This is a genomic window from Priestia sp. MDV22-iso46 (assembly GCF_058629175.1).
In genome coordinates this window covers 397,936-423,592 of record NZ_JBZVWT010000002.1, presented here as the reverse complement: position 1 = coordinate 423,592, position 25,657 = coordinate 397,936, and the positions used below count along the sequence as shown (strand labels likewise).

Sequence of the window (25,657 nt, the reverse complement as noted above, 5' to 3'; positions counted from 1 at the left end):
GAAGGTTGTTTTAAGAAATTCTTACTCTTCGCTTGCTGCGTATACGTTTTTTTACTCCTTGACTATCCTAGAAGTGCATTGATTTATGTATATGAATTGTATTTCCAAATGTGACAAGACGCCTTTTTATTCAATATGAATTTATTTTCTCCTTACTCATAGGCATAAAGTCGATGCATAGCTTCGTATATTGATATATAGAAGAACTTGTACATTTGCCTAAAACTCCTCATTTCATTCATATCAAGATGACGTGAGCTTAGAAAAGGAGATGAATCGTTCGTTGAATAAATCAATGGTGAAAACACTTCTGCTCGGGACGAGCGTAACGCTTCTCGCTATTGCGCTTATTGTATATCCAAAAGAAGCGCTAGAAGGTTCAGTAAGAGGTCTCAACACATGGTGGAAGGTCGTCTTTCCTTCTCTGCTGCCTTTTTTTATTGTTTCAGAAATGCTTATTGGGTTTGGCGTAGTGAAGTTCATTGGGATCTTATTAGAGCCGTTTATGAGGCCTTTATTCCGAGTACCTGGAGTAGGGGGTTTTGCTTTAGCAATGGGCATGGCTTCTGGGTTTCCTTCAGGTGCAAAAATCACTTCCCGGCTGCGTCAAGAAAAGCAGCTAACAGCTATCGAAGCTGAAAGACTCGTATCATTTACTAACTCATCTAACCCTATTTTTATTTTTGGAGCTGTGGCAGTTGGCTTTTTTCACAATCCAGCTGTCGGTATCATATTAGCTCTCTCTCATTACATAGGGAATATTTGTGTAGGGCTGGTGATGCGTTTTTATGGATCAGCAAAACCGAAAGGACAAGTAACTCAAAAACCTTCTTTATCGTTAGCTTTTCATGAAATGCATAAAACGCGTTTAAAAGATAAGCGTCCTATCGGGAAGCTTCTAGGAGATGCGGTTACTTCTGCTGTTCAATCTCTCTTAATGATTGGCGGTTTTATCATTTTATTTTCTGTATTAAACAAACTTTTATATGTTACTCATATCACGGCCGTTTTAAGCAGCGGTCTAGCTTATTTATTTTCCCTGTGTCATATAGGGACTGAACTGAGCCTTCCCTTTATTTCAGGGCTTTTTGAAATCACGCTAGGAAGCCGTCTAGCAAGCGAAGCTCCAGACACGCTGCTGTTTCATCAAATTATCATCGTTAGCTTTGTATTAGGCTTCAGCGGTTTCTCCGTTCAAGCACAAGTGGCTAGCATACTCGCCGAAACAGATATTCGATTTTTCCCATTTTTTATTGCACGCATTTTTCACGGCTGTTTTGCGGTAGTATTCACTATCTTTCTATGGGATCCTCTTCGAGAATCCATTACTACTTTTCAAGCATCTGAAGGAGCACTGCCGGTTTTTTCTCACTTGGAGTCCGTTACGATTCTATCGCAGTGGCTAAACGTGTACGGTCCGCTCTTAACGATTTTTACGCTGTGCTGCTATATTTATATATATTCAAAACGAACGTTTCTTCATCGTTCCTAGTAAAAAAAAGAACGTGACGTTTTCTTATCGGCAAAGAAAACGTCACGTTCTTTTTTATCTTATTTTTGAGACAGCTGTTCAAATTTTTCCGCAAGCGCTTCTCTAACAGGGGGAGGAACTAATTCAGAAATATTCCCGCCATATTTAGCTACTTCTTTTACAATACTAGAACTTAAAAACGAGTATTGATTATTTGTCATCATAAATAACGTTTCGATTTCTTTATCTAATACGCGATTTACAGATGTGATTTGCATTTCGTACTCAAAATCCGATACTGCACGCAAACCTCTTAAAATGGTTTTTGCCTGCTTTTCTTTTGCATATTCCATTAATAATCCGCTGTACGACTCTACTACCACATTAGGAAGTGATTTTGTTACTTCTTTCAGCAAAGCTACTCGCTCTTCCCCTGTAAATAGAGGACTTTTTGAAGAGTTATTTAAAACAACCACATAAATCGTATCAAATACATTTGCGCCTCGTTTAATAATATCAAAATGCCCATTTGTAACTGGATCAAAGCTTCCTGGACAAACAGCTATACTGCCCATACGTATCCCCTTTCTACATCTAACAGCTCATTGATTTAGTCAACTGATTCTTCTTTTTTGTATGTATAAATAGAAACACCAATGATACCGTACGTTTCGCTTTTTATTTTTTCAAATAAACCAATCTCATTATCTAACTGTACATCATGAGAATGCTCCGCTACAATAATTCCTGTTTTTGCTAGAAGGTTTTCTTCACTTACCGTTTCGATAAGCGCTTTCAACTTTTGTGCTTTATACGGTGGATCAAGCAAAAGTAAATCGACAGTCAGCTCCCTTTTCTTTATCGCTTTCAGTGCGCGTTCTGCATCATTTCGATACACTTCAGCGCGGTCTTCTAACCGGCAAGATGCTAAGTTTGCTTTAATCGTCTGAATCGCTTTGCCATCCCGATCCACAAAAATGACTTTATCTATTCCTCGGCTTAGAGCTTCAATTCCCAAGCCACCGCTTCCACCGAACAAATCAAGAGCTGTTCCACCTTCAAAAAACGGTCCAATCATATTAAAAATAGCTTCTTTCACCTTATCTGTTGTAGGGCGGGTTGAGTATCCTGGAACCGCCTTTAACGCATGGCCTTTATATAAACCTGCTACTACTCTCATCCTTATCACTACCTTACTTTTACTTCCTTATTCTTCATTATCCTAACATATTTTGAATTACAAAGACTAGCAAAAATCCTCAATTTATTCAATGCTGGATACATTCTGTGCAATAACCCAGCAGCTTGCTTTTATGCTGGACTTTTACGACCGTGTCCTTAGATACACTGATTCTTTTCTAAAAGATACACCTATGAAGATCATTCGGCATTTCGTTCACAGAAGAATTCCTTTGCTTTAATATGTCATAATAAACGTAAATTTACCCTTTTTCTCTGTCATGTTATCAGTCTTTTATGTATTAAAAAGTGAATTTCACAAGACAGGTATATGAACGTTTAAAACGGACATACTTACTAGTAACAACATCATCTAACCGATGTTGTTGCCAACCGCGGAGAAGACTTACGTTTCCCCATAAGTTCTTCCTCCGGTTTCTCCTCTCCCTTTGCCTTCATCAAGGTGCTTGTAATCGCAGAGGTGATTACACCCCTTTATTGAAGGGCCCTACAATGAGTAGTTGTAGGGATTTTTTTATTTACTCTTAAAATATTCAGTGATACATTAAACTACGTGAGTTTGCTTTTTTAATACATAAAGGGGGAAATACATATGATTCAGCGTTTTATTGAGCTCGGAGAAGGGTATTCAGATATTTATGAGCTGTTAGAGATTGTCAAAAGCAACAAACACCGTCTTGCTCATCTTATTATGCTGCGAACAGTAAAAGAAGATCGACAAGTAGCTTCTTTTGTCGCTGTCTTGCATCCAACAGCTGAAGGGAATTTCCAACCGCTTTACGTTTGCCGAGAAGGAATTGTTTTAAAACAAAGCGACAGCAAGCGCGTTGAGTTATTTAAACAAGCTGCTGAGGAAGCGGGAAAAGAAATTGTGGTACTCGATGTCAAACCATCTACTACATTTCCAGAAACAGCACTATACTATCAGCACCTTATTGGCATTTTGCGAATGAACCGCTTTATTCCGCCAATGCAATAATCTCATCTCATCCCTGCCTATTCGTTTACTAAGGGCAAGTAAAATAAAAAAAGGAATGTACATCACATTCCTTTTTTGTTTAAATTCCTATCTTATAGTCATATTCCTTCGCCTTATCCGGCTTTGAATTTTCGAATTCTGTTTTTAAAAACGGCCGATAAGAAGGATCTACTTTCTTCACAAAAGGTAGAGACTGAAGTTTATGGATTGTTTTTTCAATGCCATCTTGGTTGCAATATAAGACAACATACTTTAATTCTTTAGATACGTAATGTACATTTCCGTACTTTCGCAATGCTTTTGCTTGCTTGACAGAATGTACATACGCCACAATTCCTTGACGTTCAACAAACATATTTAGTTCCCCTTTTGCATACATTATATTGGTTTTCTTTATCATAAATTCTTTTATATGAAGTAGGTGCTTTATGTATGAATTTAGATGATATCTGGATGCTCTTTCTTACTCATTTTAACGAGCAGAGAGCTATTGAACAAGTCATTTTCAAAAAAATCACAAATATACCCTTTTTGTATATAAACACATCAATTAAGCGTAGAAAAATAGATGAGCTTCTAGAAGCTTCATCTATTTTTGCTACATCCAATACAAATGCTACGTGGCGCTCGACTTTTGTCAGAAGTCAGCATCTTACTTATGTCTATCAGCACAGGTTTTACGTTCCACAGCGTAAAATGGCCTGCTGCGGAAATTCCTGTGCTGATTGCGTTCGATTTATACAGTGAACGGCTTATGCGCTGCACCCACAGCTTCCACCAGATCCGCAGCCACCGCCGCAGCTGCTTCCCGTATCAAAAAACGGATTTCCCGTCGGTACTTTCACGTGCTCTGAAACAGCTTGACCAAGGATAACGCTAATTTCATCAAGCAGCTTTTGTAATTCATTTTCTGCTTTTTTGAACGCAGCGATTGTCGCGTGTAAATCAACTTCACGCTTTACATCACGTACTTGTCTCGTAATGGTTTTATAATCAGGATGATATTTTCCAAATCGCTGAACATCCTCATACTGTTCCTTTATTTTCACAAATTCAGCAATTAATGCCTGTGCATGTGAATCTTTATTTAATCTATATAAACATTGACGATAGTTCTCGGCTACGTCTGATTGTAACACCATGTTCGCTACGTGATCAGACTCATCGAGTAATTCAACAGTTCTCATTGTTGTTAGCATGGCTGTGCACCTCCGTTTTTATCTTATCACGTTTTGGATCTAAAGAAAAAGAACTTGCTAAAACAGCTTACACTGATTTACTACAAGTTCTACTTTTTAACTATATAATTTCAACCGTAAAGGTATTCCTCACTTGATAACTTTCTTCTTTAGATTTCATCAGTTCAATCGTAACAGTATGAGATCCTTTTGGAAGATCACTTAAAACAAAGGCTGCTTGCTTCATTTCTTTAAATGGTTTTCCATCTACTTTGATTTGAAGGAATCCACTCTCTGTTGAAAATGAAAACCCGCTTAGAATACATTCGACGTATACGTTTTGTCCTTTCACATGCTGGTGTACCATCAGTGAAGGTTTTGTATTCATTGCACCAAACGTCTCAGCTGCCCGCGGTTGAGAGGAAATTTTAGTTTCAGGTTTTGGTTTATCATGGTTGCATCCTAGCAGAGAAACTACACATAAGGCCGTCATTAATAGTAAGCGCATAATACCATTCCTTTATCATTCGTTTCTCCATAGTGTTTACAAACTCTTTGTTTTTACTCATGACGTGCAAAAATCTCTGCATCGCTATGTATGCAGAGATCATTGATTTTTCATGGACTGAAACATATGAAACATCATGTTTGCCATTTGAATCGAATTCGAAAACTTTTCGACTTTATGAGGAATCGTTTGTTTGTAGTAGTGCTTGGATTCTAATTCAAATTTCTCCAGTTCTTCAGGATTTCTAGATAAACGCCGGTACCACATTGGCTGTTCACGAACGAAGTCGTTGAGTTTAGGACGAGACTGCATATACTCGTATATATCTTTTCTCATTGCGTTTAATCTTTCCTAAAGCCAAATGGATTCCCTGGCCCGGAAGCTGCTCCTCCACCGGATGGCTTAGATGGCTGAAATTGCTGCAGTACTTGTTGAATATTGGAAATAGCTGAATTTACATTTGTGATATGATTTTGCATTTGATTCAAGTCCATGTTTTTCAGCGAGGATACAATTGTACCCATAATATCTTTTTTCTCCTCTGTTGCAGCAGCTGGTTCAGCCTTTGCACTTTCTTCTGAACGATATGCCTCCCACATTGGATCTTCTGCACCGAATAAATACCAATCTTCATAAAGCTCTTTCCACGTTTTTTGCTGCTTTCGAACCTGTTCTACTAATTTGGGATGTGATTTTACAAATTGTTTAAATTCCACAACGGACGGATGAAGCTCTCGTTTGGTTTCCTTCACAGTCACTCACCTCATACTTAAATATAGCCTACTATATCTTAGAAAAAGAGAGCTCGTTTCGTGCGCCTATTTCAAAATTTTTTTATAGCTGTTTTTTTGAAGAAGCACGAACTGTGAACCAGTATGTAATGAAAATAGATAAAATGCTTAGCCAAAATGTAAAATAACCAATTTCAGACATATACGCATTGAGCATGCTGTATCTTGGCATCATAGAAAAAACGTAATCAATGATATCATTATGTACAGCCCATACAGCAGCAACAGCTACATGCCATAATTTAATCCGGTAAAACGGTACGTACAAAAGCCCTTGAAAAGCCATTGCTGCATGAGAAGCCATTAACATAAGCATCATCCAATCAATGTATCCTGTTAACACATAGACCAATACATTCATTACGACGGCCCAAATCCCGTATTTAAACAGCGTGATCATTGCTAAAGCTTCAAACAGTGAGAAATGCTTTCCAAGTAAAAGACCGATAAGTACAATAACAAAAAACAAGCTTGCCGTTGGACTATCAGGCACAAATAATAAAAACTTCTTAGGCGTTTCCGCTAATTGACTTCCATACCAAATATATCCGTAGATTGTTCCTAGTATATTCACAATCAGCAAAAGCGTTAAAAAACGCTTATCTTTTAAGGTATACCATAACCAAGCCATTTAGAAAGTCTCCTTTACATTTAATCTCTTCTTTATTATGTACAGTTTTTGAACAATAGCAAGCACCTATCTCATTGATGTAAAACACAGCATTAAATAAATTCAAAAAAAAACCAGCCCTTTGGCTGATTTTCACTATTCTTTCCCTAAGTTGCCGACAAATTCCGAGAGCGTTTTCAATTCTTTATCTGAACCTTTGAAAACACCTTTTGGCATATTGCCTTTACCATTTTTTGCGATATTGGCGATTTCTTCAGGAGATAAATCAATTCCTGTTAAAGCCGGAGCCGCAGGGCCTCCTTGTAGATTATCACCGTGACAGGTCAAGCACGTTTGCTCTTGCATGATTTTGTAGCCTTCTGAATTTTTGTCAATCGCTACTTCTTCTCTAATTTTCCCTTGCTCTTCACGCGCTTTCCAATCCACCTGTGTCGCTGACTGCCACGTTAGGAAAAAGACTGCTGCTATAGCCAAAAGCATGAATCCTGTTGCAAACGGCCTCTTAGCTGGTCTTCTTTCTGGTCCTCGATCAATGAACGGAGCAAGCATTAATGCGCCAAATGCAATCCCTGGAATAATAAATGCACCTATAATATTATATGGACCAGAAGCAAATGAATATTTAAGCAATTGATATAGGAACAAAAAATACCAGTCAGGAAGAGGCAAGTACCCCGTATCAGTCGGATCGGCAATACGTTCAAGAGGAGATGGATGAGCGATGGTTAAACATAGATAACCGATTAAAAAAACTGCCCCTACCATCCATTCTTTTAGTAAAAAGTTTGGCCAGAATGCTTCTGTTTTCCCTGGAAATTCAGAGTAATCTTTTGGAATATTGGGTTTTCGTTCTGCAGGAACACGTGAATCTCCAACAAACTTCATCCCTTTACCACGATGCATGTTCTCCCTCCTTTTTCTCACTGTTCTAGTGAAAGTACTAACAACGGAGTATGTGCTTGATGCATATAATGACTAGTGTGATTGAATACTTGAATAAAGCGTATAAAATTTTATAGTGGTCCTGAAATTCCTTGTTTACGAATCATTAAGAAGTGGGCACCCATTAAGCCAAGTAGGGCTCCGGGTAAAAAGAATACGTGAATGGCGAAAAAGCGAGTTAGTGTTTGAGCACCAACGATGTCTGGATGTCCTGAGAGTAATGTCTTCACTTGCTGGCCTATAATTGGTGTGGATTCAGCAATTTGCAAACCTACTTTCGTTGCAAATAGCGCTTTCATATCCCACGGCAACAAATAACCTGTAAAACCTAAACCTAACATAACAAAGAAAATTAACACACCCACAATCCAGTTTAACTCGCGGGGTTTTTTGTATGCTCCTTGGAAGAAAACACGAAGTGTATGTAAAAACATCATGACGATAACCAAACTTGCTCCCCAGTGATGCATACCTCGAACAATTTGTCCGAAAGCGACTTCATTTTGCAAATAATAAACGGATTCCCATGCATTTTTTATATCTGGTACATAATACATGGTTAAAAACATGCCTGATAAAATTTGAATAACGGTAACAAAAAACGTTAATCCACCAAAACAATACACAAATGCTGAAAAGTGATGTGCAGGATTTACGTGCTCTGGCACTTCATGATCGGCCACATCTCGCCATAAAGGAGTAATATCTAGCCGTTCATCCACCCAGTCATAGATTTTATTCAACATTTTCTATGCCCCTCCTTGTGGTTTGGCTTTTCCTAGATATAACGTACCGCCTTTTACTTTTTGAACGTATACATCTAACGGTCCCATCGGTGGTGTCCCCGGTACATTTTTACCGCTTTTTTCATACATTCCCCCATGACAAGGGCAGTAGAAACGGTGTGGATAGTTTTTGTCGCCAGCCCAGTTAACCGTACAGCCTAAATGCTTACAAATTGGTGACAGCGCGACGATTTCACCTTTATCAGTTTTGTACACCCAAGCCGATCTTGGCTCTTCTGATTTATGCCACGCATCCACTTGCTTGATTTTAAAATCGACACGTTTCGGCTCTTTTGTAATGTCTTTAACCTGCGCTACAGCTACTAAATCCTGACCCGCTTCTTTTTCTAAAATTGGATCTACTGCAAAGCGCACCATTGGCATTAACATTCCAGCAGCCATGAATCCCCCTACACCAGTGAGCGTATAGTTTAAAAACTGTCGTCTTGATACCCGATCACCCATGCTTTTCCCCCCTTTAAAAAAGTTCAGTCCAGAGAATTTTGGACACATGATGGACCATTCTATTAAACTAGGACATAATCATGATATATTAATATTTCTGGAAGGTCAATACAATAAAAACCTAAAACATGGAAATAATCTTTATTTTTCTAAATTTTTTGTCATTATTTTGTTTGCGCTTCCATTACTTATTCTACAGTCTTTTTAAACACTCCATTTCTCTATAAAAATCGGTAAGAGCTGTTGAACTTGTTCATGTATGAGCGTATACTTATGCGACTCATCTATATGCTCAAGCGGTAAAGCAGGTATCCAAATGCAGTACGCCCCTATTTCTTTTTCAAACTGCAGCCAGTCTCGGTCGCTAGTAAGCACAAAAAGATGTTTGACTTCATTGTCATTTATATGCTCATTCCAACGAAGTAATGTTTCATAAACAGCAGCTACTCCATCTTTTTTTAAGTATGTAAAACTAGGTGTTAAAATCACTCTTCCTTTAAATTGCCTCTCTAACTCTTCAGTAAGAGCAGTCGTATATTCACTCATAGATGCAGTAAGCTTTAAATCTTCTCCGAAATCAATCGGAATGAGTGGAACCAATACGGTATCAACATAACTTTTGGATTGTAGATACACATCCATTTCCTTGGCCTGAAGCTTCAACTTCCTTCTCCTCTCAGCAAGCCTGCTAAAGCTTGTCTTATTTATTTTCCAAAATGAATAAGGAGATAAAAAAAGAGATTGACCTTTTTCTAAGAAGCTAGCCAATCCCTCGTTTATCTACTGTACATAATGGTTATTTAAATATTCGCTTAAGCGCTGAAATTCCTCTTTATCGTTTTCATCTAATGCTTTATCAATTAGTTCCATGATTTTTGATCGCTGAAACTTCTGAATAGATTCTTCCAATATTTGCTCAGCTAATACTCTGTCTTTTTCATTTGTTTGATTAGCTTTTGGCATATACGGATTGTCTTCCAGTACAGCCACATATTGAGGCGATGAATACAACGATCGGAAGTTTAATTGAATATAAATGTCTTCTTCTCGATTCAAACGAATATCATGAAATGATTTTTCTGCATCGGTTGTCATGATATTTTCTTTATAAAAACGAAATGGAGGGTCTTCCACACAGTGCGTAGACATCACCATCCCGCGAGGACAAAACTGTGCTTGCTCAACGAAGTGAACTCGTTTCATCAATTGATCATGGCTCATCAAATAATTTAAAATCCATACACATTCTCTTCGCTTCAGCTGATAATTCGTTAAAAACCAGCGAACAAATTCTTTTTTCTCGTTGACAGTAACAGGGGTCGTCATATTCTCACTTCCCTCCTCTGTGTTTAAACTCTCAGTTAAAACACCTTTTACAGTTATTTATTCCACACGGCAGCAATAAAATCCTCTGAACTATTATTTATTCTTCTAATTGAAATAATATGTCTTGAATTTCATCTACTGTTGGATCCATTGCTAATAAGGCTTGGAAAATCCCCTTCGCTTTCGAGCGCTGTCCTTCTTCTAATAAGAAGTAGCCATACTCTTCTAAAAACGCATACTCTTCTTTAAAAACAGTGTATGCAGATTCGTAGTATTTTAGCGCTTCTTCATAATTTTCTAATTCCTGGTGAGCTTTTGCTAAATCCCATTCAAAATGAGGGTCATGCTCATTATATTCTTTGGCGTGCTCGATATTCTCTACTACATCTTCATATCTCTCTTGACTCATATAAAGTTTAGAGAGAGTTAAAATGGCTTCAATGTACCCTGGATCTAGTGCAATCGCTTGTTGAAATGCCGATTCAGCCTCTTCTTCTAGACCGCGCTTTAATGCTATCTTCCCTTTAAAAAAGTAAAGTTCTTTTTGAAATTCATCCTGGGTAAGACCTTCGTTGACAGCCACCGCAGCCTCTTCTAGCATCTCTTCATGTTCATATGATTTTGCTAAATATAAATAAAGAGAATGGTACTCACGGTCTAGCTCTTTTAGTTCTGTGAACTTTTCAATAGCGGTCTGATAATGACCTGCTTGATACGCTGAAATCGCATATTCAAATAGTGTGTTAATCTCAAGCTTATCTTTTAGCGCTTGATCAAAGTAAAGAAGCGCTTCTTCGAACTGGCCGATACCCGCTAAACTTTCAGCTAATCGCTGACGAAGATCCGTGCCGTTAAATTCTTTTTCTGTTTTTAGCAGCGTTTGATAAAAAGGAATCGCCTTTTGATAAATTCCTTGACTGCTGTAAAATTCACCGAGCCCAAAATCTATAACCGGCTCATTTGGAAGCATTTTTTTCGCTTCCATTAACTTTTTCTCACTTACTTCACTAAGGCCTTGCATTTGATATAAGTCAGCTACAAGAAGCAGAGCTGGCACGTAGTTATCATCTTCGCTACTAATTTGATTTAAAATATGAATTGCTTCTTCTTCTTCTTCTAAATCGATAAGCATTTCAGCTTTTAATAAATACAGCTCGCCTTCTTCTGGGTATTTAGCGATGAGCTCGTCTATTAAAGGCAGCGCATCATTTACTAGTCCCCACTCCTGAAGCTGTTCAGCCATTAGAAATTTTTCTTCGTCTGTAGCTTTATCTTTCAATTCATGAATAAGGGCAAGACCTTTTTCAATTTCATTGGATTCTACGTAACCTATCGCGCGGTCTAGTTCTTTCACACACAATTCTCCTTTATTATTACATTCACTTTTTATATACAAATAAAACGAATTAATTTTCTATTTTTTCCAAACCGAAGCAAGAACTCATACTTCTATACACCATGATAAAATAGTTTGAGCGTTTGTTCAACAAATCAATTTGAATACGCTTACATTTTTCGAATAAAAACGAGATTGAGGCATGACTACATTAATCAACAGCTAGAAGCACCTACATACATGAGACCTACGTTCACCCTAACAATAAAAATCCGAACGAGTTTGATTCTCTATCAAGAATATCAATTCATCGTTCGGATTTTCCTTCAACCAAAATGCGTTTGTTCCAGCCTCTTTCTTATTCGCTTAGTTTATCAAGATCTTCAAAGAAAGTAGGATAGGATACGTGAATAGCTTCACTTCTCATTAGTGTTACCTCTCCCGTTGCAATGGCTGCTGCGACCGCAAGCATCATTCCAATTCGATGATCTCCATAGCTGTCTACTTCACCGCTTTGTAGGGCCGTCTTGCCTTCAATGATGAGGCCATCAGCTGTTGGAGTAACAGAGGCACCGAGCTTGCTTAACTCCGTTGCAACCGTATCGATACGGTTCGTTTCTTTTACTTTTAATTCTTCGGCATCTTTAATAACTGTTTTCCCATTCGCCTGAGTCGCCAAAAGAGCGATCACTGGAATTTCATCAATTAAACGAGGAATTAAATCCCCCCTAATTTCAATCCCTTTCAACTGAGACGTTTCAATCGTCAAATCGCCAATAGGCTCTCCATTTTGAATACGTTCATTAGAAATTGTAAGGCGTGCACCCATTTGCTGAAGCACATCAATAATACCTGTTCTTGTAGGATTGAGTCCGACGTTTTTCAAAACGATTCGGCTGTTTGGAACAATGGCTCCTGCAACAAGAAAGAACGCGGCTGAAGAAATGTCACCAGGTACGTATACATCCGTTCCGCGCAGAGATTGTCCTCCTTCAATGCTTACAGTCGTTCCATCTACCTCTACGTCTACTCCAAAGGCGCGAAGCATACGCTCTGTATGGTCCCGTGATGTAAAAGGTTCGGTTACTTTTGTTGTGCCTTCCGCATGAAGTCCCGCTAGTAAAATCGCTGATTTTACTTGTGCACTTGCTACAGGAGAATGGTAATGAATTGCTTTTAAAGCTCCTCCTCGAGTGGATAAAGGCGTATATTGGCCGTGCTCACGCCCATCAATCTTTGCACCCATAGAGCGCAGGGGCACCGTAACGCGGCTCATAGGACGCTTGGCAATCGACTCATCTCCAATTAGAGACGTATGAAATGGCACACCTGCAAGAATCCCAAGCATTAAACGAGTAGTCGTTCCTGAATTTCCTACATCTAGGATGGAAGTAGGTTCACTTAACCCTTCGATACCTTTACCTTCCACTTCGACATACTCGCCTTCTCTTTTAATCGATACGCCCATCTTTTCAAAACACGAAATCGTACTTAAGCAATCTTCCCCTGCTAAAAAATGATTAATCGTTGTTTTCCCTTCTGCCATCGCTCCGAACATCACAGCTCTGTGAGAAATCGATTTATCTCCAGGAATAGAAATTTCTCCTTGGAGAGATGAAAGATTAGTTTTTAATTGTTTTCCACTCATTTCATTCACACCTTTCGTACATTAAGAAATAAACGTCTGATATTGATGCTGATGGAGACACGCTCTTGCCCGCTTTCTATCTTCCTCTGTTTGAAAGCTCAAACGTAACACTCCGTATATGTCTTCTCGTGTTTCTAAAATTCGAATGTTTGTAATACTGATTTCATCTTCTGCTAAATAACCCGTTACTTCTGAAATAATCCCCGGATAGTCAGGAACATCCACATAGAGATCATAAAAGGATGGAATCGCTCCTTTGGTTCGTACAGGAAGCTGATCTCTAAATTGTTTTGCTTGTGAAAAATATGTATAGATATCGTTCGCGTCTTTTCGTTCGATCATATTTCGCACGTCATTCATTTCTTCAAGCCAGTGGTCAAACATTGAAAGAAGCGCATCCTGGTTATGAAGCAAAATATCTCTCCACATCGCTGGACTGCTTGAAGCAATACGTGTAATATCACGAAACCCTCCAGCTGCAAGCTGCGAAACTAGCTGGTTGTCTTGTTGGTAATATTCTGCTTGATGAACAAGGCTTGCAGCAATAATATGAGGAAAATGGCTGATGACACCCGCTAATTTATCATGTTCTTTTGGTGACATCACAATAATTTTAGCTTTTGTACCACTTAGCAATTCCTTTAAACTGTCTAAAGCCTCCGAAGAAGTAGAAGATGAAGGTGTCAATACATACATTGCATTTTCAAATAAATGAGCTTTAGAAGCAGCTACTCCGCTTTTATGAGACCCAGCCATTGGGTGACCGCCGATAAACTCAATGCCTTTAGCGATAAGAGCTTCCGCTGTCTTCACTACCTCTTCTTTTGTACTCCCTACGTCTGTGACGATAACAGACTGTTTGAGCGTAAAATGTTCTAACTGTTTTAGCACTTCAGCTGCTTGAGTGACCGGAATGGCAATAACAATATAATCCGCTTGCTCCGCGCCTTGTTGTAAAGAAGAAGCCGCTTGGTCAATTACACCTAGGGTTTTGGCAAGCTCCAGCTGCTCTTGATTAATGTCAAAACCTATTACATCAAGATGATGATGGTGCGTCTTTTTTATATTAAGTGCCAGCGATCCTCCAATTAACCCCAAACCTATAACAAAAACATTTTCTTTCACTTTCCTTCACCTCATTGTACATATGAAGATGAGAGTGTGAAATCACACTCTCATCTTTTACTATATTAGGTATTAAGCTTTCGCTGCTGCTTGGTCAACAAACTGCTGAAGCAATTCAATGATTTGTTCATTTTGTTCTTTTGTTCCCACTGTAATACGAACGGAAGTTGGGAAGCCTAATGCATTCCCTGAACGAACAATAAATCCGCGTTGCAATAAAAATTGAAACACTTCATCGCCTTGACGACCAAAATCAATTAGAACAAAATTAGTGAAAGACGGATAATAGTTTAAGGCATTCTTATCACAGAAAGCATAGTATTGCTGCAAACCTTCTTCATTTTTCTTTTTACACTCTTCAATGAACGCTTGGTCTTCAAGAGCAACGATTGCTGCTTTTTGAGCCATGCGGCTTGTATTAAAAGGTTCACGAGCCGGCTCAATTTTTTGTAGCAATGATTCGTTTGCAATACCGTAACCAATGCGCAAAGAAGCTAAGCCGTATGCTTTTGAAAATGTGCGAAGTACAATTAAGTTTTCGTATTCATTCAAAAACTCTACCGTATTCGGATAGTCGGCTTGATCTGCTGCATACTCAAAATAGGCTTCATCCATAACGATTAATGTATGCTTAGGAACTTGTTTCATAAAAGAAATTAACTCATCGCCCTTCACATACGTTCCCGTTGGGTTATTAGGACTGCATACCCACACAATTGTCGTATTTTCATCAATTGCACGAAGCATAGCATCTAAATCATGATCTCCGCCGCGCAGCGGTACTTCACGAATTTCTGCACCTTCAATTACGGCATTGTGCTTATATTGAGGAAATGACGGCGTCGGCATGACAGTATTTGTATCAGCCGATAGCAAAGCTCGGCAAATAATTTGAATGACTTCATCAGAGCCATTTCCAAAAATCAGCTGATCTTGCTCTACGCCTACGTGCTTTGCTACTGCTGCACGCAGTTCAGCTGCATAGCCGTCTGGATAAAGCGCCATATTTTCGATTTCTGCAGCAATCGCCTCTTTTACTAAAGCAGAACTGCCGTAAGGATTTTCATTAGACGCTAATTTTACCACGCGATCTAAATTAAATTCACGCTTTACTTCTTCAATTGGCTTACCTGGTTTATATGGAGATAAAGTTAGTAATTGTTCTTTTACCTTCAACGTGTTACACCTCGCATTTTTGTATAGGCGAAACGATGGATGCAACATACTCCTCAATTTGATTTAATCCGTCTCGGCGTGTATCCTTATTTAAAAGAACTTGTTCAAGCTGGCCAATTTTATTAACAATTGCACTTCCAATTACAATGCCGTCGCTATGTTCTTTTAACACCTCTACTTGTTCACTTGTTGAAATCCCAAAACCGACGGCAACCGGTATAGAAGCTGCTGCTTTCACATCTTCTAAAAAGGTGCCAATATCAGCTGGCAACGTAGAGCGAACCCCAGTAACGCCTAAAGACGACACGCAGTATAAGAAGCCCGTTGCATCTGCAGCGATTTTTTGAATACGCTCTTTAGATGTAGGAGCAACCATCGAAATGTACGCAACTTCATTTTCAGCGGCAAGCTCCCGGATACGGCCACTCTCTTCGTACGGTAAATCCGGAATTAGCACTCCATCTATTTCATTTTCTCGCATTAACGCGAAAAAGGATTCTAAACCTAATTGTAACACAGGATTAAAATAGGTAAAGAGAATTACCGGTATTTTCACACCTTTTTTTCTCATCACCGATACAAGCTTAATGGCTTTTGAAATAGACATACCGCCAGATAAAGCTCTTTTGGACGCCTCTTGAATAATTGGACCATCTGCTAAAGGGTCGGAATATGGTACGCCCAGCTCTAAAATAGAAGCACCTTGCTTTTGCAAAGACAAAGCAATATCCACCGTTGCATCTTCATGAGGATCTCCTGCTGTAATAAATGGAATAAACAATGTTTCATGTTTAGGTAGTCTCGCTTCAAACGTATTCATGTTCTTCTTCCTTCCCTTCTAGCAAGTTTACTAATGTATGAACGTCCTTATCTCCTCGACCTGACAAGCAAATTAAAATTGTTTCTTCTTTCGTCATGCTTTTAGCCAGTTCAAATGCTTTTGCCAGCGCATGGGCGGACTCAATAGCCGGGATGATTCCCTCTGTTTTCGCCAGCAGCTGAAGAGCTTCGATTGACTCATCATCCGTTACACTTTCGTATTCCACTCTTCCAATAGATGAAAGGTGAGAATGCTCTGGACCGATACCTGGATAATCCAAACCTGCTGAAATAGAATAAGGCTCTGTAATCTGACCATTTTCATCTTGAAGTAAATACGTGAGCGTTCCGTGAATAACACCTTTTGTGCCTTTAGCCATTTTAGCAGCATGAAGGGCTGTATTTAGTCCTTTCCCTCCTGCTTCTACACCGATCAAGCGTACATTTTCTTCTTTAATAAAATCATAAAACATTCCGATTGCATTACTGCCGCCTCCGACGCATGCCACGACAGCATTCGGAAGTTTGCCTTCTACCGCTGTAAACTGTTCTTTTGCTTCTTCTCCAATAATTTTTTGGAAATCTCGAACCATTTTAGGATAAGGGTGCGGTCCAATAGCCGAACCAATTAAGTAAAAATGATCTTCACAATGTTGAACCCAGTAGCGAATTGCTTCATTTGTTGCATCTTTTAGCGTTTTTGTTCCAGAAGTTGCGGGAATGACTTCCGCTCCTAGAAGCTTCATGCGAAAAACGTTCAACGCCTGACGTTCAATATCTTCTTCTCCCATGAATACTTTACATTCCATTCCGAACTTTGCAGCTACTGTAGCTGTGGCTACCCCGTGCTGACCCGCTCCTGTTTCAGCAATAATTTTTGTTTTTCCCATCCGTTTAGCAAGTAAAATCTGTCCAATGGCATTATTGATTTTGTGAGCACCCGTATGATTTAAGTCTTCACGCTTTAAATAAATTTTTGCCCCGCCGAGCGTTTCGGTAATATTATCAGCATATGTTAAAGCTGTTGGTCGCCCAGAGTAGTTAACAAGTAAGGATAGATACTCATCTTTAAATGCCGGATCTTTCATTGCTTGATTCAAAGCTGCTTCTACTTCTTCAAGTGGTTTCATTAATGTTTCAGGTACGTATTTTCCGCCAAATTCACCAAAGCGGCCAAATTCATCAGGATGATTGTATGTCATAGTATGATCTTCCTTTCAATCTCTATAATTTTTGTATAGTCCTTCGTTCCATTTGTTTCAATACCGCCAGAAATATCAATCGCCCCAGGCTGGTAGGGTAACAAGTTCTCAATGTTACAAGCATTGATTCCTCCAGCAATAAAGCATTTTTTACCTAACCTTTGGGCAGCTGATTCATACTGAGGAACGAAGCTCCAATCAAAAGCGACGCCTGTTCCTCCAAATTGTTCTTTAACCTTGCTATCAATTACATACCCGTCAGCCTCTTCATATACATGCATTTGCTGCAGCGTTTCTTTATTGTGAGGGAGCGCTTTCCACACTTCATATCCACGCTGCTTTAACTGACGTACGTCCGCAGCTGTTTCTTGCCCGTGGCACTGAATTACATCTAAATTTGTTACGGAGGCAATTTCAAGTATTTGATCTACCGGTGTATTAACAAATACCCCTACTAGCGAGACTTGTTTTTTTATTTCATCCGTTACAAACTCATTTACTCGTTCAGGCTTTACATATCGTTTACTTCTAGGATAGAAAATAAAGCCAATGTGAGTAGCAGCCGACTTTTCGATTAAAGCTATATCTTGTTTTGATCGAATACCACAGTACTTAATGAGCATATTCACTTTCCCCAAACAGCTTTTCAATCGCTTTGGTTTGATTATCCTGCCTCATAAGCGACTCCCCTACTAAAATAGCTTTTGCTCCCGCTTCTTTTACGTAGGAAACATCATCGTATAAGTAAATTCCGCTTTCACTCACTAACAGCTGATCTTTCGGAACATGCTTGGCGATTTCTTTTGTCTGCTGCAAGCTGGTTTCAAACGTGTGAAGATTTCGATTATTAATTCCAATAATCTTCGGGGTAAATACAGCTAGCAGCTTTTCAAGCGTTTCTAGAGAATGTACTTCTACTAAACAATCTAACTCTTTTTCAGCAGCTTGAAGATAAAGCTCTTGCAATTTTAATGGTTCAAGTGCTTCTCCAATGAGTAAAATAGCATCAGCACCGATTCTTGCACTTTCTTCCACTTGAATGGAATCAATGATGAAATCCTTGCGAAGCACAGGGACAGAGACATGCTGTTTAATGTCACTTAAAAACGTTCGATGTCCTTGAAAATAGTGCTGATCTGTTAACACAGACAAAGCATCTGCTTTCCCTTTCTCGTAGGCTTTAGCAATTTCCACAGGCTGAAAATTCTCTTTTATTAATCCTTTAGAAGGCGAGGCTTTTTTCACTTCTGCAATAAGAGCCAGCTCTCGATTCGGATTTGATAAAGCGTCTAAAAACGATCGTTTTGCAACATTTTGCTGTTCGGGTAACTGTAGGTTTTGAATTTCTTCTTTTTTTGTTTCAATAATTTTATTGAGCATGTTCAACCACCTTTTTCGATTTCAATCGTTGTAATTGCGTGTATGCAGCACCTGATTCAATTGTTTCTAAAGCTACAGCTACTCCTTCTTCAAAAGTAGAAACGTTTCCGCTAACGTAAATAGCTGCAGCAGAGTTTAATACGACTGCGTTTTTAGCAGTTACATTACTTTTATTTAAAAATAGCGATTCAATAAGCTCGGCACTCGATTTCGCATCTTCTACCACTAAGTCTTCAAGCTTCCCTCTCTGTAAGTGTACATCCTCTGGTGCAAGCGTATATTCTGTAATGACATTGCCCTGTACTTCTACAACATCCGTTACATCCGTGGCACTAATTTCATCTAAACCGTCCCTGCCTGCAACCAGAAGGACGTGGTTAGCTCCCAGTACAACAAGCGCTTCTGCTAATTTTCGTGCAAGCTCAATGGAATAAACGCCAATTACTTGCTTTGTGCAGTTAGTAGGGTTTGCTAATGGACCTAATGCATTAAAAACGGTTCTAAACCCTAATTCCTTTCGAGTAGCAGCAACGTGTTTCATAGCAGGGTGATAAAGCGGCGCAAATAAAAAGGACATGTTGAGGTCAGCCACCGCATTTTTCACTTCTTTTTCATTTCCTTGAATCCATATATCCAGATGTTCTAACACGTCTGCACTTCCGCTTTTAGAAGATACGGCGCGATTTCCGTGTTTCGCAACCTTTACTCCCGCAGCAGATGCCACAATCGCACTAGCCGTCGAGATATTAAACGTAGAGGCCCCGTCTCCTCCCGTACCGCATGTATCTACTACGTTTAATTCTTCTAGAGAAATAGCATTCATATTATTTTTCATACCTCGGACAAAACCAACAATTTCATCGACGGTTTCTCCTCGGTACGTTAAGATGGTTAGCACGCTAGCAATTTGAGCTGCCGGGACTTTGCCGTTCATAATATCATTCATAATTTTTTCTGCTTCTTCCGCTGAAAGTGACTCACCGCGCAAACACTTTTTTAACAATTCTTTAAACATATACATCCTCCTTTTTATCGTAGATGTCTTGGGCTAATTGAATTGTTTTGATTAAAGCGCTAGCTTTATTGCGGGTTTCTTTCCACTCAAGCTCCGGTTTTGAGTCAGCAACCACTCCTGCTCCGGCCTGGATATAAGCGGTCTGGTCTTTCAAAAGAATGGTCCGAATCGCAATGCACGAATCAATGTTTCCATCAAATCCGAGATATGCTACGGTTCCTGCATATACATTTCGCGCAACTGGTTCAATTTCATTTAAGATTTGCATCGCTCGCACTTTTGGAGCGCCAGATACGGTACCCGCTGGAAATGCAGAAAGCAGCGCATCAATGGGATGTACTTTTTCGTCAAGGCGCCCTGTCACTTTAGAAATCAAGTGCATGACGTGCGAAAAGTTAACCTGCTGCATTAATACTGGTGTTTGGACACTTCCATACTGTGCAACTCGGCCGATGTCATTTCTTGCTAAGTCCACGAGCATATAGTGTTCTGCCCGCTCTTTTTCATCGTTAATTAAGTCTTCGTATAAGCGCGCATCTTCTTCTGCATCTCTGCCACGTCTTCTCGTTCCTGCAATCGGATGAATTTCTAAATGGCCGTTTTCAATTTGAATCAACCGCTCAGGAGAACTTCCAATTAACTCCACGCCTTTTACTTTCACGTAAAATAAATAAGGAGACGGATTAACTAATCGCAATACTCTGTAAATATCAAATCCAGCTACGGTCGTATCAATTTGAAATCTCTGCGACAATACGGCTTGAAAAACATCTCCACTTTTAATGTATTCCTTAATTTTTTCCACATCTTGCACAAATTTATCTTTTTGGTATGACGATGTCACGCCTTCAAAGCTAACTTCGCGCTGCTCGCTTTCAAACATCATTGGCTTTTCTTTCACCGTCTGCGCTATTCTTTCAACATATCTATTGATCTCTGCTAAAGCTTCACCGTATTTTTCTTTTTTCTGCTGCTCTTTGTCTTGCTCATTAAGCTGAATGTAGTGAATCACCATAAGCTCTTTTGTTCGATGATTGTAAGCAAGCATCGTTTGACAATAGATAAAGTGAAAAGTAGGCATGTTCAAATCATTTTGGGCATGTACGTTTACTTTTTCAATTTGCGATACTGCGTCGTAGCTGATAAACCCTACTGCCCCTCCTTTAAAAGGAAGTGCAAGGTCTGGTACTTTCACTTTCAGCTCTTGCTGAATTTTACAAAACACCTCTTTAAAGCTGTCTCCTTGCAGCATAGGCTGAAGCTGCTTGTTTTTTGCTAGATAGGTTCCGTTTTCTTCCTCAACATACAAAAATGGATTTAAGCCAATAAAAGAATAATTGGACCATGGTGATGATTCATCATTACTTTCAAGCAAATATACGGCTTCATCTTTTACTTGTTGAAAAAGATCAACAGGTGTCATGCTATCGATAAATATTTTTTTGATAATTGGAATGGTTAAATACTCTGTAGAGTCTTCTAAAAAAGAAGTATACGTGTTCGTCATATCTTTCAATCCTCCATTTCATGGAGAATGAGAATAGATGAGGTTATATAAAAGAGGATATAATAAATAAACCCAAAGACACATCAAAAATGGGTCTTTGGGTATACGAATGGTAAAATTCACTCAACTAAACTCTGCTCAACTGTCTCATTCTCGTCTACCCTAATCTCAACTAAACTGTCTATTGTTTTCTCATAACTAAAATCTCTAAACTAACTTGTTACCAATTGTAGTACGTTTCAAATTCATTTGTCAACTACTATCTACTTGGCTTTAGACGAAACTAAGCTTTAAGCTCTTCATTCAGCAGTTTAAGAATCACTTCATCTTCTACTTGTTGAACAAAAGGTTTGCCTATGCCTTCAAGCAGTACCATGTGAACATTGCTTGATTTAGACTTCTTGTCCGCTTTCATTCTTACGAGCAGTTTTTCAGCTGAAAGATGGTTTGGGACAGACGTCTTGTAGCCAAATTTTTCAAACCATTTCGCAATGTCGTCCACAGAGAACTGACTTTTCTCAAGAACATTGCTGACTTTCATAGCAAACAGCATACCAATCGCTACGCCTTCTCCGTGGCTGATTTGTCCATAGCCGCATTCTGCTTCGATCGCATGTCCTAGCGTATGTCCAAAGTTCAGATGAGCGCGAACGCCAGCTTCTGTCTCATCTTCTTTTACAACAGATGCTTTGACTAAAATACCGTTTTGAATAGCATAAATTAATTTTTCATCTTGTAAATCAGTCAGCGATTGTATATTTTGCTGAAGCCATTCATAAAATGCTTCATCGTGAATAAAAGCGTGTTTAATCACTTCTGCAAAACCGGAACGCCATTCTCTTTCGGGAAGCGTTTTAAGAAGATCAATATCATAAACAACCGCTTCAGGCTGATAAAAAGCACCAATCATATTTTTTCCAAGCTCATGATTAATGGCTACTTTACCGCCTACAGCACTATCGTGAGCAAGAAGCGTCGTTGGCACTTGAATAAAAGAAATTCCTCTCATATAAGTAGCGGCTACAAATCCAGCTAAATCGCCTACTACCCCTCCGCCAAAAGCAATAACGAGTGCATTGCGGTCAAGCTGCTGTTCGAGCGCAAATGTCTGACAATCGTAGTAATGTTGAAATGACTTTGCATGTTCACCGCTTGGCACTACGTATTTAGCCACTTTAAACTTTGTCTCAATCGCTTTTACAACCGCTTCTCCATAATATGAATCTACAGCTGAATCGGTAATGATTAACACGGACGACAGATTAGATTTTACACTCTCGATAATAGAAGGCAGCTTTTCAATTAATCCATTGCCTACATAAAGAGGATATGTTTTGGATAAAGTTTGAATATCAATTTGCAACATTAAAACTCCCTCGCATGTGCACGCATTTTCTCAATATTTTCAGCAATTAAATCAATTCGGTCTTGTCCAAACTGTTCGATTAGCGCATCAGCCAATTCCCAAGCTACAACAGCTTCTGCTACAACGCTTGCAGCCGGCACAGCGCAGCTGTCTGAACGTTCAATGCTTGCCTCGAAGGCTTCTTTTGTTTCAATATCAACACTTTTTAACGGCTTGTAAAGCGTTGGAATAGGCTTCATTACACCGCGTACTACAATTGGCATACCTGTTGTCATGCCGCCTTCAAAGCCGCCTAAGTTGTTTGTTTTACGGGTATACCCATTCTTTTCATCCCATAGAATTTCGTCATGAACTTCGCTTCCTGGTCTGCGAGCCGCTTCAAATCCAATCCCAAACTCAACGCCTTTAAATGCATTAATGCTCATAACAGCTGCAGCAATCTTCGCATCTAATTTACGATCGTAATGAACATAGCTGCCTACTCCTGCTGGCACGCCTTCAATAATAACTTCTACTACGCCTCCGATAGAATCGCCATTTTTCTTAGCATCATCGATTGCTTGCATCATGTCTTTCTCAACAGCTGAGTCAAAACATCTTACGGGAGAAGCTTCAGTGACTTCTTGAAGTTCCTCTAAGCTTTTGTATTGAGGCGGATTTGCCTGTACGCCGCCAATTTCTAATACATGTCCAGCTACAGAAATCCCGAACTGAGCAAGGATTTGACGAGCGACAGCACCTGCTGCTACCCTTACAGTTGTTTCGCGAGCTGAAGAACGTTCTAATACATTTCTCATATCGCGATGACCATATTTAATAGCGCCGTTTAAATCGGCATGCCCTGGTCTTGGTCTTGAGATTTTACGCTTTACTTCTTCTGATTCTTCTTCAGAAATTGGCTCGATGCCCATAATTTTTGTCCAGTGTTTCCAGTCGTTATTTTCTACCGCTAACGTAATAGGAGATCCTAGCGTATAGCCGTGGCGGACACCACTTAAAATTTCCGCTTGATCTTTTTCAATTTGCATACGTCTTCCGCGACCATGACCTTTTTGTCTTCGCGCTAAATCTGTATTGATGTCTTCGGCTGTTAAAGGAAGCCCTGCCGGAACACCCTCTAAAATAGTAGTCAACTGTGGACCATGTGATTCTCCTGCTGTTAAATATCGCATAATCGTACCTCCGCTTAATATGTATTATTCGTCAGAATTTTTCCATTTTTAAATATGACTATACCATACTATAACATAAGAATGTACAAAAAGTTTCACCCTAGCTTTTAAGAAACCGCTTCAGGTTATCTCGATTAAATGGTCTTTACTTTTCTGTAAAAAAACGTATCAGCCGTTTCAAATCCATACTTTTGCGGAGTAAAAACCTGTTCTGTGCTACCTACAAATAAGATGCCGCCAGGTGCTAAAGCTCTGCTGAATTTTTCATATAAAGCATGCTTAGCTTCATCTGTAAAATAAATAAGCACATTGCGACAAACAATCAAGTCAACGTTTTTTGGAAAAGAGTCTGACAGTAAGTTATGTTTTTGAAAAACAACTGTTTTTTTGATTTTTTTATCTAATAAGTACCCGGTTCCTCTTTGTTGAAAGTACTTATTTTTCATCGAAACAGGCATTTCCTGAAGTGAACGTTCATCATAAAAGCCTATTTTTGCTTTTTCTATCACTTTTTCATCCAAATCGGTCGCCAATATAGAAATACGCGAAAGAGGAAAAAATGCCGATAAAACCATCGCTAGTGTATATGGCTCTTCCCCTGTTGAACAGGCAGCGCTCCACACTTTCAGGTCTGTTTTTCCTTTTACAAGAGTCGGTAAAATTTTTTGTTCCAATATATCCCACCGCTGATAGTTGCGATAAAACTCTGACACGTTAATCGTCATCCGATCTAAAAACTCCTCAAGCAGTTCGTTTTTACTGTTCATTGCTCGATAATATTCAAAAAAACTAGAAAAACCTTTTTTTTCATATAGGGAGGTAAGGCGGCGTTTCATTTGAGACTGCTTATATAGTGATAAATCAATGCCTGTTTTTATTTTTATTTTCTCCACAAACGCGTCGTATTCATCTATCATTTTTGACTCTCCTTTCTCATTTCTATACGTTGATGTTAGACGTATAAAGAAATAAAACCTTTATATACACTTATCTTCTTACTAATATATCGGAATACATTGTGAAAATGTTTATGTAGAGAGATATTCGCAATCAATAGCTTAGGACCTATGTATAAACACAATAAAAAAGACGAATGAAAATTCATTCGTCTCCTTGCGCTATCTAAATTAGTAAATCCAAGCGTCTGCGTCTTTTTTATAGAAAGTCAGCTCTTCACTTTCAAAGAATAAGCTGATTTCACGCTCCGCACTTTCTGGTGAATCTGAGCCGTGAATAATATTCTTATCGACAATCAGTCCATAGTCACCTCGAATAGTTCCAGGAAGCGCTTCTTGAGGGTTAGTTTTCCCCACCATTTGACGTGATACTGAAATCACGTTTTCACCTTCCCATACCATAGCAAAAACTGGACCTGATGTGATAAATTTCACTAACTCACCGAAGAAAGGTTTCTCTTTATGTTCACCGTAGTGTGTTTCAGCTAATTCCTGCGAAATATGCATAAGCTTAGCTCCGACTAATTGAAAACCTTTTTTCTCAAAGCGAGAAATAACCTCACCAATAATGCTTCTTTGTACCCCATCTGGTTTGACCATTAAAAACGTTTTTTGTATCATTTTACTCTCCACCCCTGAAGTTCATGATATGTAAACAAGTTTTGAAAGCGCAATCACA

At 39.1% G+C, this 25,657-nt stretch carries 29 protein-coding genes; 2 read left to right on the top strand and 27 right to left on the bottom strand.

Annotated elements, in window-relative coordinates:
• Positions 1-283 precede the first annotated feature (283 nt).
• Entirely contained in the window at positions 284-1,492 is a 1,209-nt protein-coding gene (ylbJ, locus tag AC4NPH_RS14150) for a sporulation integral membrane protein YlbJ (RefSeq protein WP_063672625.1), read from the top strand.
• Between the two features lie 59 nt (positions 1,493-1,551).
• Here ylbJ and coaD read toward each other — a convergent pair whose 3' ends face one another.
• Positions 1,552-2,046: a pantetheine-phosphate adenylyltransferase gene (gene coaD / locus AC4NPH_RS14145; protein WP_013058982.1), complete on the bottom strand. Its 495-nt coding sequence runs from the start codon at positions 2,044-2,046 to the stop codon at positions 1,552-1,554.
• A 35-nt stretch (positions 2,047-2,081) separates the two neighbouring features.
• Complete coding sequence (rsmD, locus tag AC4NPH_RS14140; protein WP_013058983.1) at positions 2,082-2,651, bottom strand: 16S rRNA (guanine(966)-N(2))-methyltransferase RsmD; 570 nt, start codon at positions 2,649-2,651, stop codon at positions 2,082-2,084.
• Between the two features lie 612 nt (positions 2,652-3,263).
• Here rsmD and AC4NPH_RS14135 point away from each other — a divergent pair.
• Positions 3,264-3,650, top strand: a complete 387-nt coding sequence (locus AC4NPH_RS14135; RefSeq protein ID WP_013058984.1) for a DUF7147 family protein — start codon at positions 3,264-3,266, stop codon at positions 3,648-3,650.
• Between the two features lie 79 nt (positions 3,651-3,729).
• Here AC4NPH_RS14135 and AC4NPH_RS14130 read toward each other — a convergent pair whose 3' ends face one another.
• The 25 genes from AC4NPH_RS14130 to ndk all read right to left on the bottom strand — a co-directional run bounded on the left by AC4NPH_RS14130 (position 3,730) and on the right by ndk (position 25,599).
• On the bottom strand, positions 3,730-4,005 hold the full coding sequence (locus AC4NPH_RS14130; protein WP_013058985.1) for a YlbG family protein: 276 nt from the start codon (positions 4,003-4,005) through the stop codon (positions 3,730-3,732).
• 397 nt (positions 4,006-4,402) lie between these two features.
• Positions 4,403-4,849, bottom strand: a complete 447-nt coding sequence (locus tag AC4NPH_RS14125) for a YlbF/YmcA family competence regulator (RefSeq protein WP_013058986.1) — start codon at positions 4,847-4,849, stop codon at positions 4,403-4,405.
• 100 nt (positions 4,850-4,949) lie between these two features.
• Entirely contained in the window at positions 4,950-5,336 is a 387-nt protein-coding gene (locus tag AC4NPH_RS14120; protein ID WP_098197237.1) for a carbohydrate-binding protein, read from the bottom strand.
• Between the two features lie 99 nt (positions 5,337-5,435).
• The gene (locus AC4NPH_RS14115) at positions 5,436-5,672 is read right to left on the bottom strand and encodes a YlbE-like family protein (RefSeq protein WP_013058988.1); all 237 of its coding nucleotides are present in this window, start codon (positions 5,670-5,672) and stop codon (positions 5,436-5,438) included.
• Positions 5,673-5,677: 5 nt separating this feature from the next.
• A complete protein-coding gene (locus AC4NPH_RS14110; RefSeq protein ID WP_013058989.1) occupies positions 5,678-6,088 on the bottom strand; it encodes a YlbD family protein in 411 nt (136 codons plus the stop codon).
• 82 nt (positions 6,089-6,170) lie between these two features.
• On the bottom strand, positions 6,171-6,758 hold the full coding sequence (lhaT, locus tag AC4NPH_RS14105) for a lipoprotein heptaprenylglyceryl N-acetyltransferase LhaT (protein WP_013058990.1): 588 nt from the start codon (positions 6,756-6,758) through the stop codon (positions 6,171-6,173).
• 135 nt (positions 6,759-6,893) lie between these two features.
• Positions 6,894-7,661: a menaquinol-cytochrome c reductase cytochrome b/c subunit gene (locus tag AC4NPH_RS14100; protein ID WP_013058991.1), complete on the bottom strand. Its 768-nt coding sequence runs from the start codon at positions 7,659-7,661 to the stop codon at positions 6,894-6,896.
• Between the two features lie 110 nt (positions 7,662-7,771).
• On the bottom strand, positions 7,772-8,446 hold the full coding sequence (qcrB, locus tag AC4NPH_RS14095; protein ID WP_013058992.1) for a menaquinol-cytochrome c reductase cytochrome b subunit: 675 nt from the start codon (positions 8,444-8,446) through the stop codon (positions 7,772-7,774).
• 3 nt (positions 8,447-8,449) lie between these two features.
• Positions 8,450-8,950, bottom strand: a complete 501-nt coding sequence (locus tag AC4NPH_RS14090; RefSeq protein WP_013058993.1) for a QcrA and Rieske domain-containing protein — start codon at positions 8,948-8,950, stop codon at positions 8,450-8,452.
• Between the two features lie 204 nt (positions 8,951-9,154).
• Positions 9,155-9,613, bottom strand: coding sequence for a YpiF family protein (locus AC4NPH_RS14085; RefSeq protein WP_223268969.1), 459 nt, complete (start codon positions 9,611-9,613; stop codon positions 9,155-9,157).
• A 117-nt stretch (positions 9,614-9,730) separates the two neighbouring features.
• Positions 9,731-10,276: a ReoY family proteolytic degradation factor gene (locus tag AC4NPH_RS14080; RefSeq protein ID WP_013058996.1), complete on the bottom strand. Its 546-nt coding sequence runs from the start codon at positions 10,274-10,276 to the stop codon at positions 9,731-9,733.
• 97 nt (positions 10,277-10,373) lie between these two features.
• On the bottom strand, positions 10,374-11,636 hold the full coding sequence (locus AC4NPH_RS14075) for a tetratricopeptide repeat protein (RefSeq protein WP_278254607.1): 1,263 nt from the start codon (positions 11,634-11,636) through the stop codon (positions 10,374-10,376).
• Positions 11,637-11,970: 334 nt separating this feature from the next.
• Positions 11,971-13,260: a 3-phosphoshikimate 1-carboxyvinyltransferase gene (gene aroA / locus AC4NPH_RS14070; protein WP_055992957.1), complete on the bottom strand. Its 1,290-nt coding sequence runs from the start codon at positions 13,258-13,260 to the stop codon at positions 11,971-11,973.
• A 21-nt stretch (positions 13,261-13,281) separates the two neighbouring features.
• Positions 13,282-14,385 carry a prephenate dehydrogenase gene (locus tag AC4NPH_RS14065; RefSeq protein ID WP_029320451.1) on the bottom strand — a complete coding sequence of 368 codons (1,104 nt, stop codon included), beginning with the start codon at positions 14,383-14,385 and terminating at the stop codon, positions 13,282-13,284.
• Positions 14,386-14,457: 72 nt separating this feature from the next.
• Positions 14,458-15,561: a histidinol-phosphate transaminase gene (hisC, locus tag AC4NPH_RS14060; RefSeq protein ID WP_098197238.1), complete on the bottom strand. Its 1,104-nt coding sequence runs from the start codon at positions 15,559-15,561 to the stop codon at positions 14,458-14,460.
• Between the two features lie 4 nt (positions 15,562-15,565).
• Positions 15,566-16,381 (bottom strand): tryptophan synthase subunit alpha, encoded by an 816-nt coding sequence (gene trpA, locus AC4NPH_RS14055; RefSeq protein WP_013059001.1) that lies wholly within the window; start codon positions 16,379-16,381, stop codon positions 15,566-15,568.
• Entirely contained in the window at positions 16,368-17,582 is a 1,215-nt protein-coding gene (gene trpB / locus AC4NPH_RS14050; RefSeq protein WP_013059002.1) for a tryptophan synthase subunit beta, read from the bottom strand. The genes trpA and trpB overlap by 14 nt, the downstream gene beginning before the upstream one ends.
• Entirely contained in the window at positions 17,579-18,205 is a 627-nt protein-coding gene (locus AC4NPH_RS14045) for a phosphoribosylanthranilate isomerase (protein ID WP_013059003.1), read from the bottom strand. Before AC4NPH_RS14045 ends, trpB begins: the two co-directional genes overlap by 4 nt.
• Entirely contained in the window at positions 18,195-18,962 is a 768-nt protein-coding gene (gene trpC, locus AC4NPH_RS14040) for an indole-3-glycerol phosphate synthase TrpC (protein ID WP_013059004.1), read from the bottom strand. Before trpC ends, AC4NPH_RS14045 begins: the two co-directional genes overlap by 11 nt.
• Positions 18,952-19,977: an anthranilate phosphoribosyltransferase gene (gene trpD / locus AC4NPH_RS14035; RefSeq protein ID WP_013059005.1), complete on the bottom strand. Its 1,026-nt coding sequence runs from the start codon at positions 19,975-19,977 to the stop codon at positions 18,952-18,954. The genes trpC and trpD overlap by 11 nt, the downstream gene beginning before the upstream one ends.
• The gene (trpE, locus tag AC4NPH_RS14030; RefSeq protein WP_013059006.1) at positions 19,970-21,484 is read right to left on the bottom strand and encodes an anthranilate synthase component I; all 1,515 of its coding nucleotides are present in this window, start codon (positions 21,482-21,484) and stop codon (positions 19,970-19,972) included. The genes trpD and trpE overlap by 8 nt, the downstream gene beginning before the upstream one ends.
• Positions 21,485-21,767: 283 nt before the next feature.
• A complete protein-coding gene (gene aroB / locus AC4NPH_RS14025) occupies positions 21,768-22,850 on the bottom strand; it encodes a 3-dehydroquinate synthase (RefSeq protein WP_491938790.1) in 1,083 nt (360 codons plus the stop codon).
• The gene (aroC, locus tag AC4NPH_RS14020; RefSeq protein ID WP_013059008.1) at positions 22,850-24,022 is read right to left on the bottom strand and encodes a chorismate synthase; all 1,173 of its coding nucleotides are present in this window, start codon (positions 24,020-24,022) and stop codon (positions 22,850-22,852) included. Before aroC ends, aroB begins: the two co-directional genes overlap by 1 nt.
• Before the next feature lie 134 nt (positions 24,023-24,156).
• Positions 24,157-24,939 (bottom strand): CheR family methyltransferase, encoded by a 783-nt coding sequence (locus AC4NPH_RS14015; RefSeq protein ID WP_053487716.1) that lies wholly within the window; start codon positions 24,937-24,939, stop codon positions 24,157-24,159.
• A 210-nt stretch (positions 24,940-25,149) separates the two neighbouring features.
• Positions 25,150-25,599 (bottom strand): nucleoside-diphosphate kinase, encoded by a 450-nt coding sequence (gene ndk, locus AC4NPH_RS14010; RefSeq protein WP_013059010.1) that lies wholly within the window; start codon positions 25,597-25,599, stop codon positions 25,150-25,152.
• Positions 25,600-25,657: the final 58 nt, after the last annotated feature.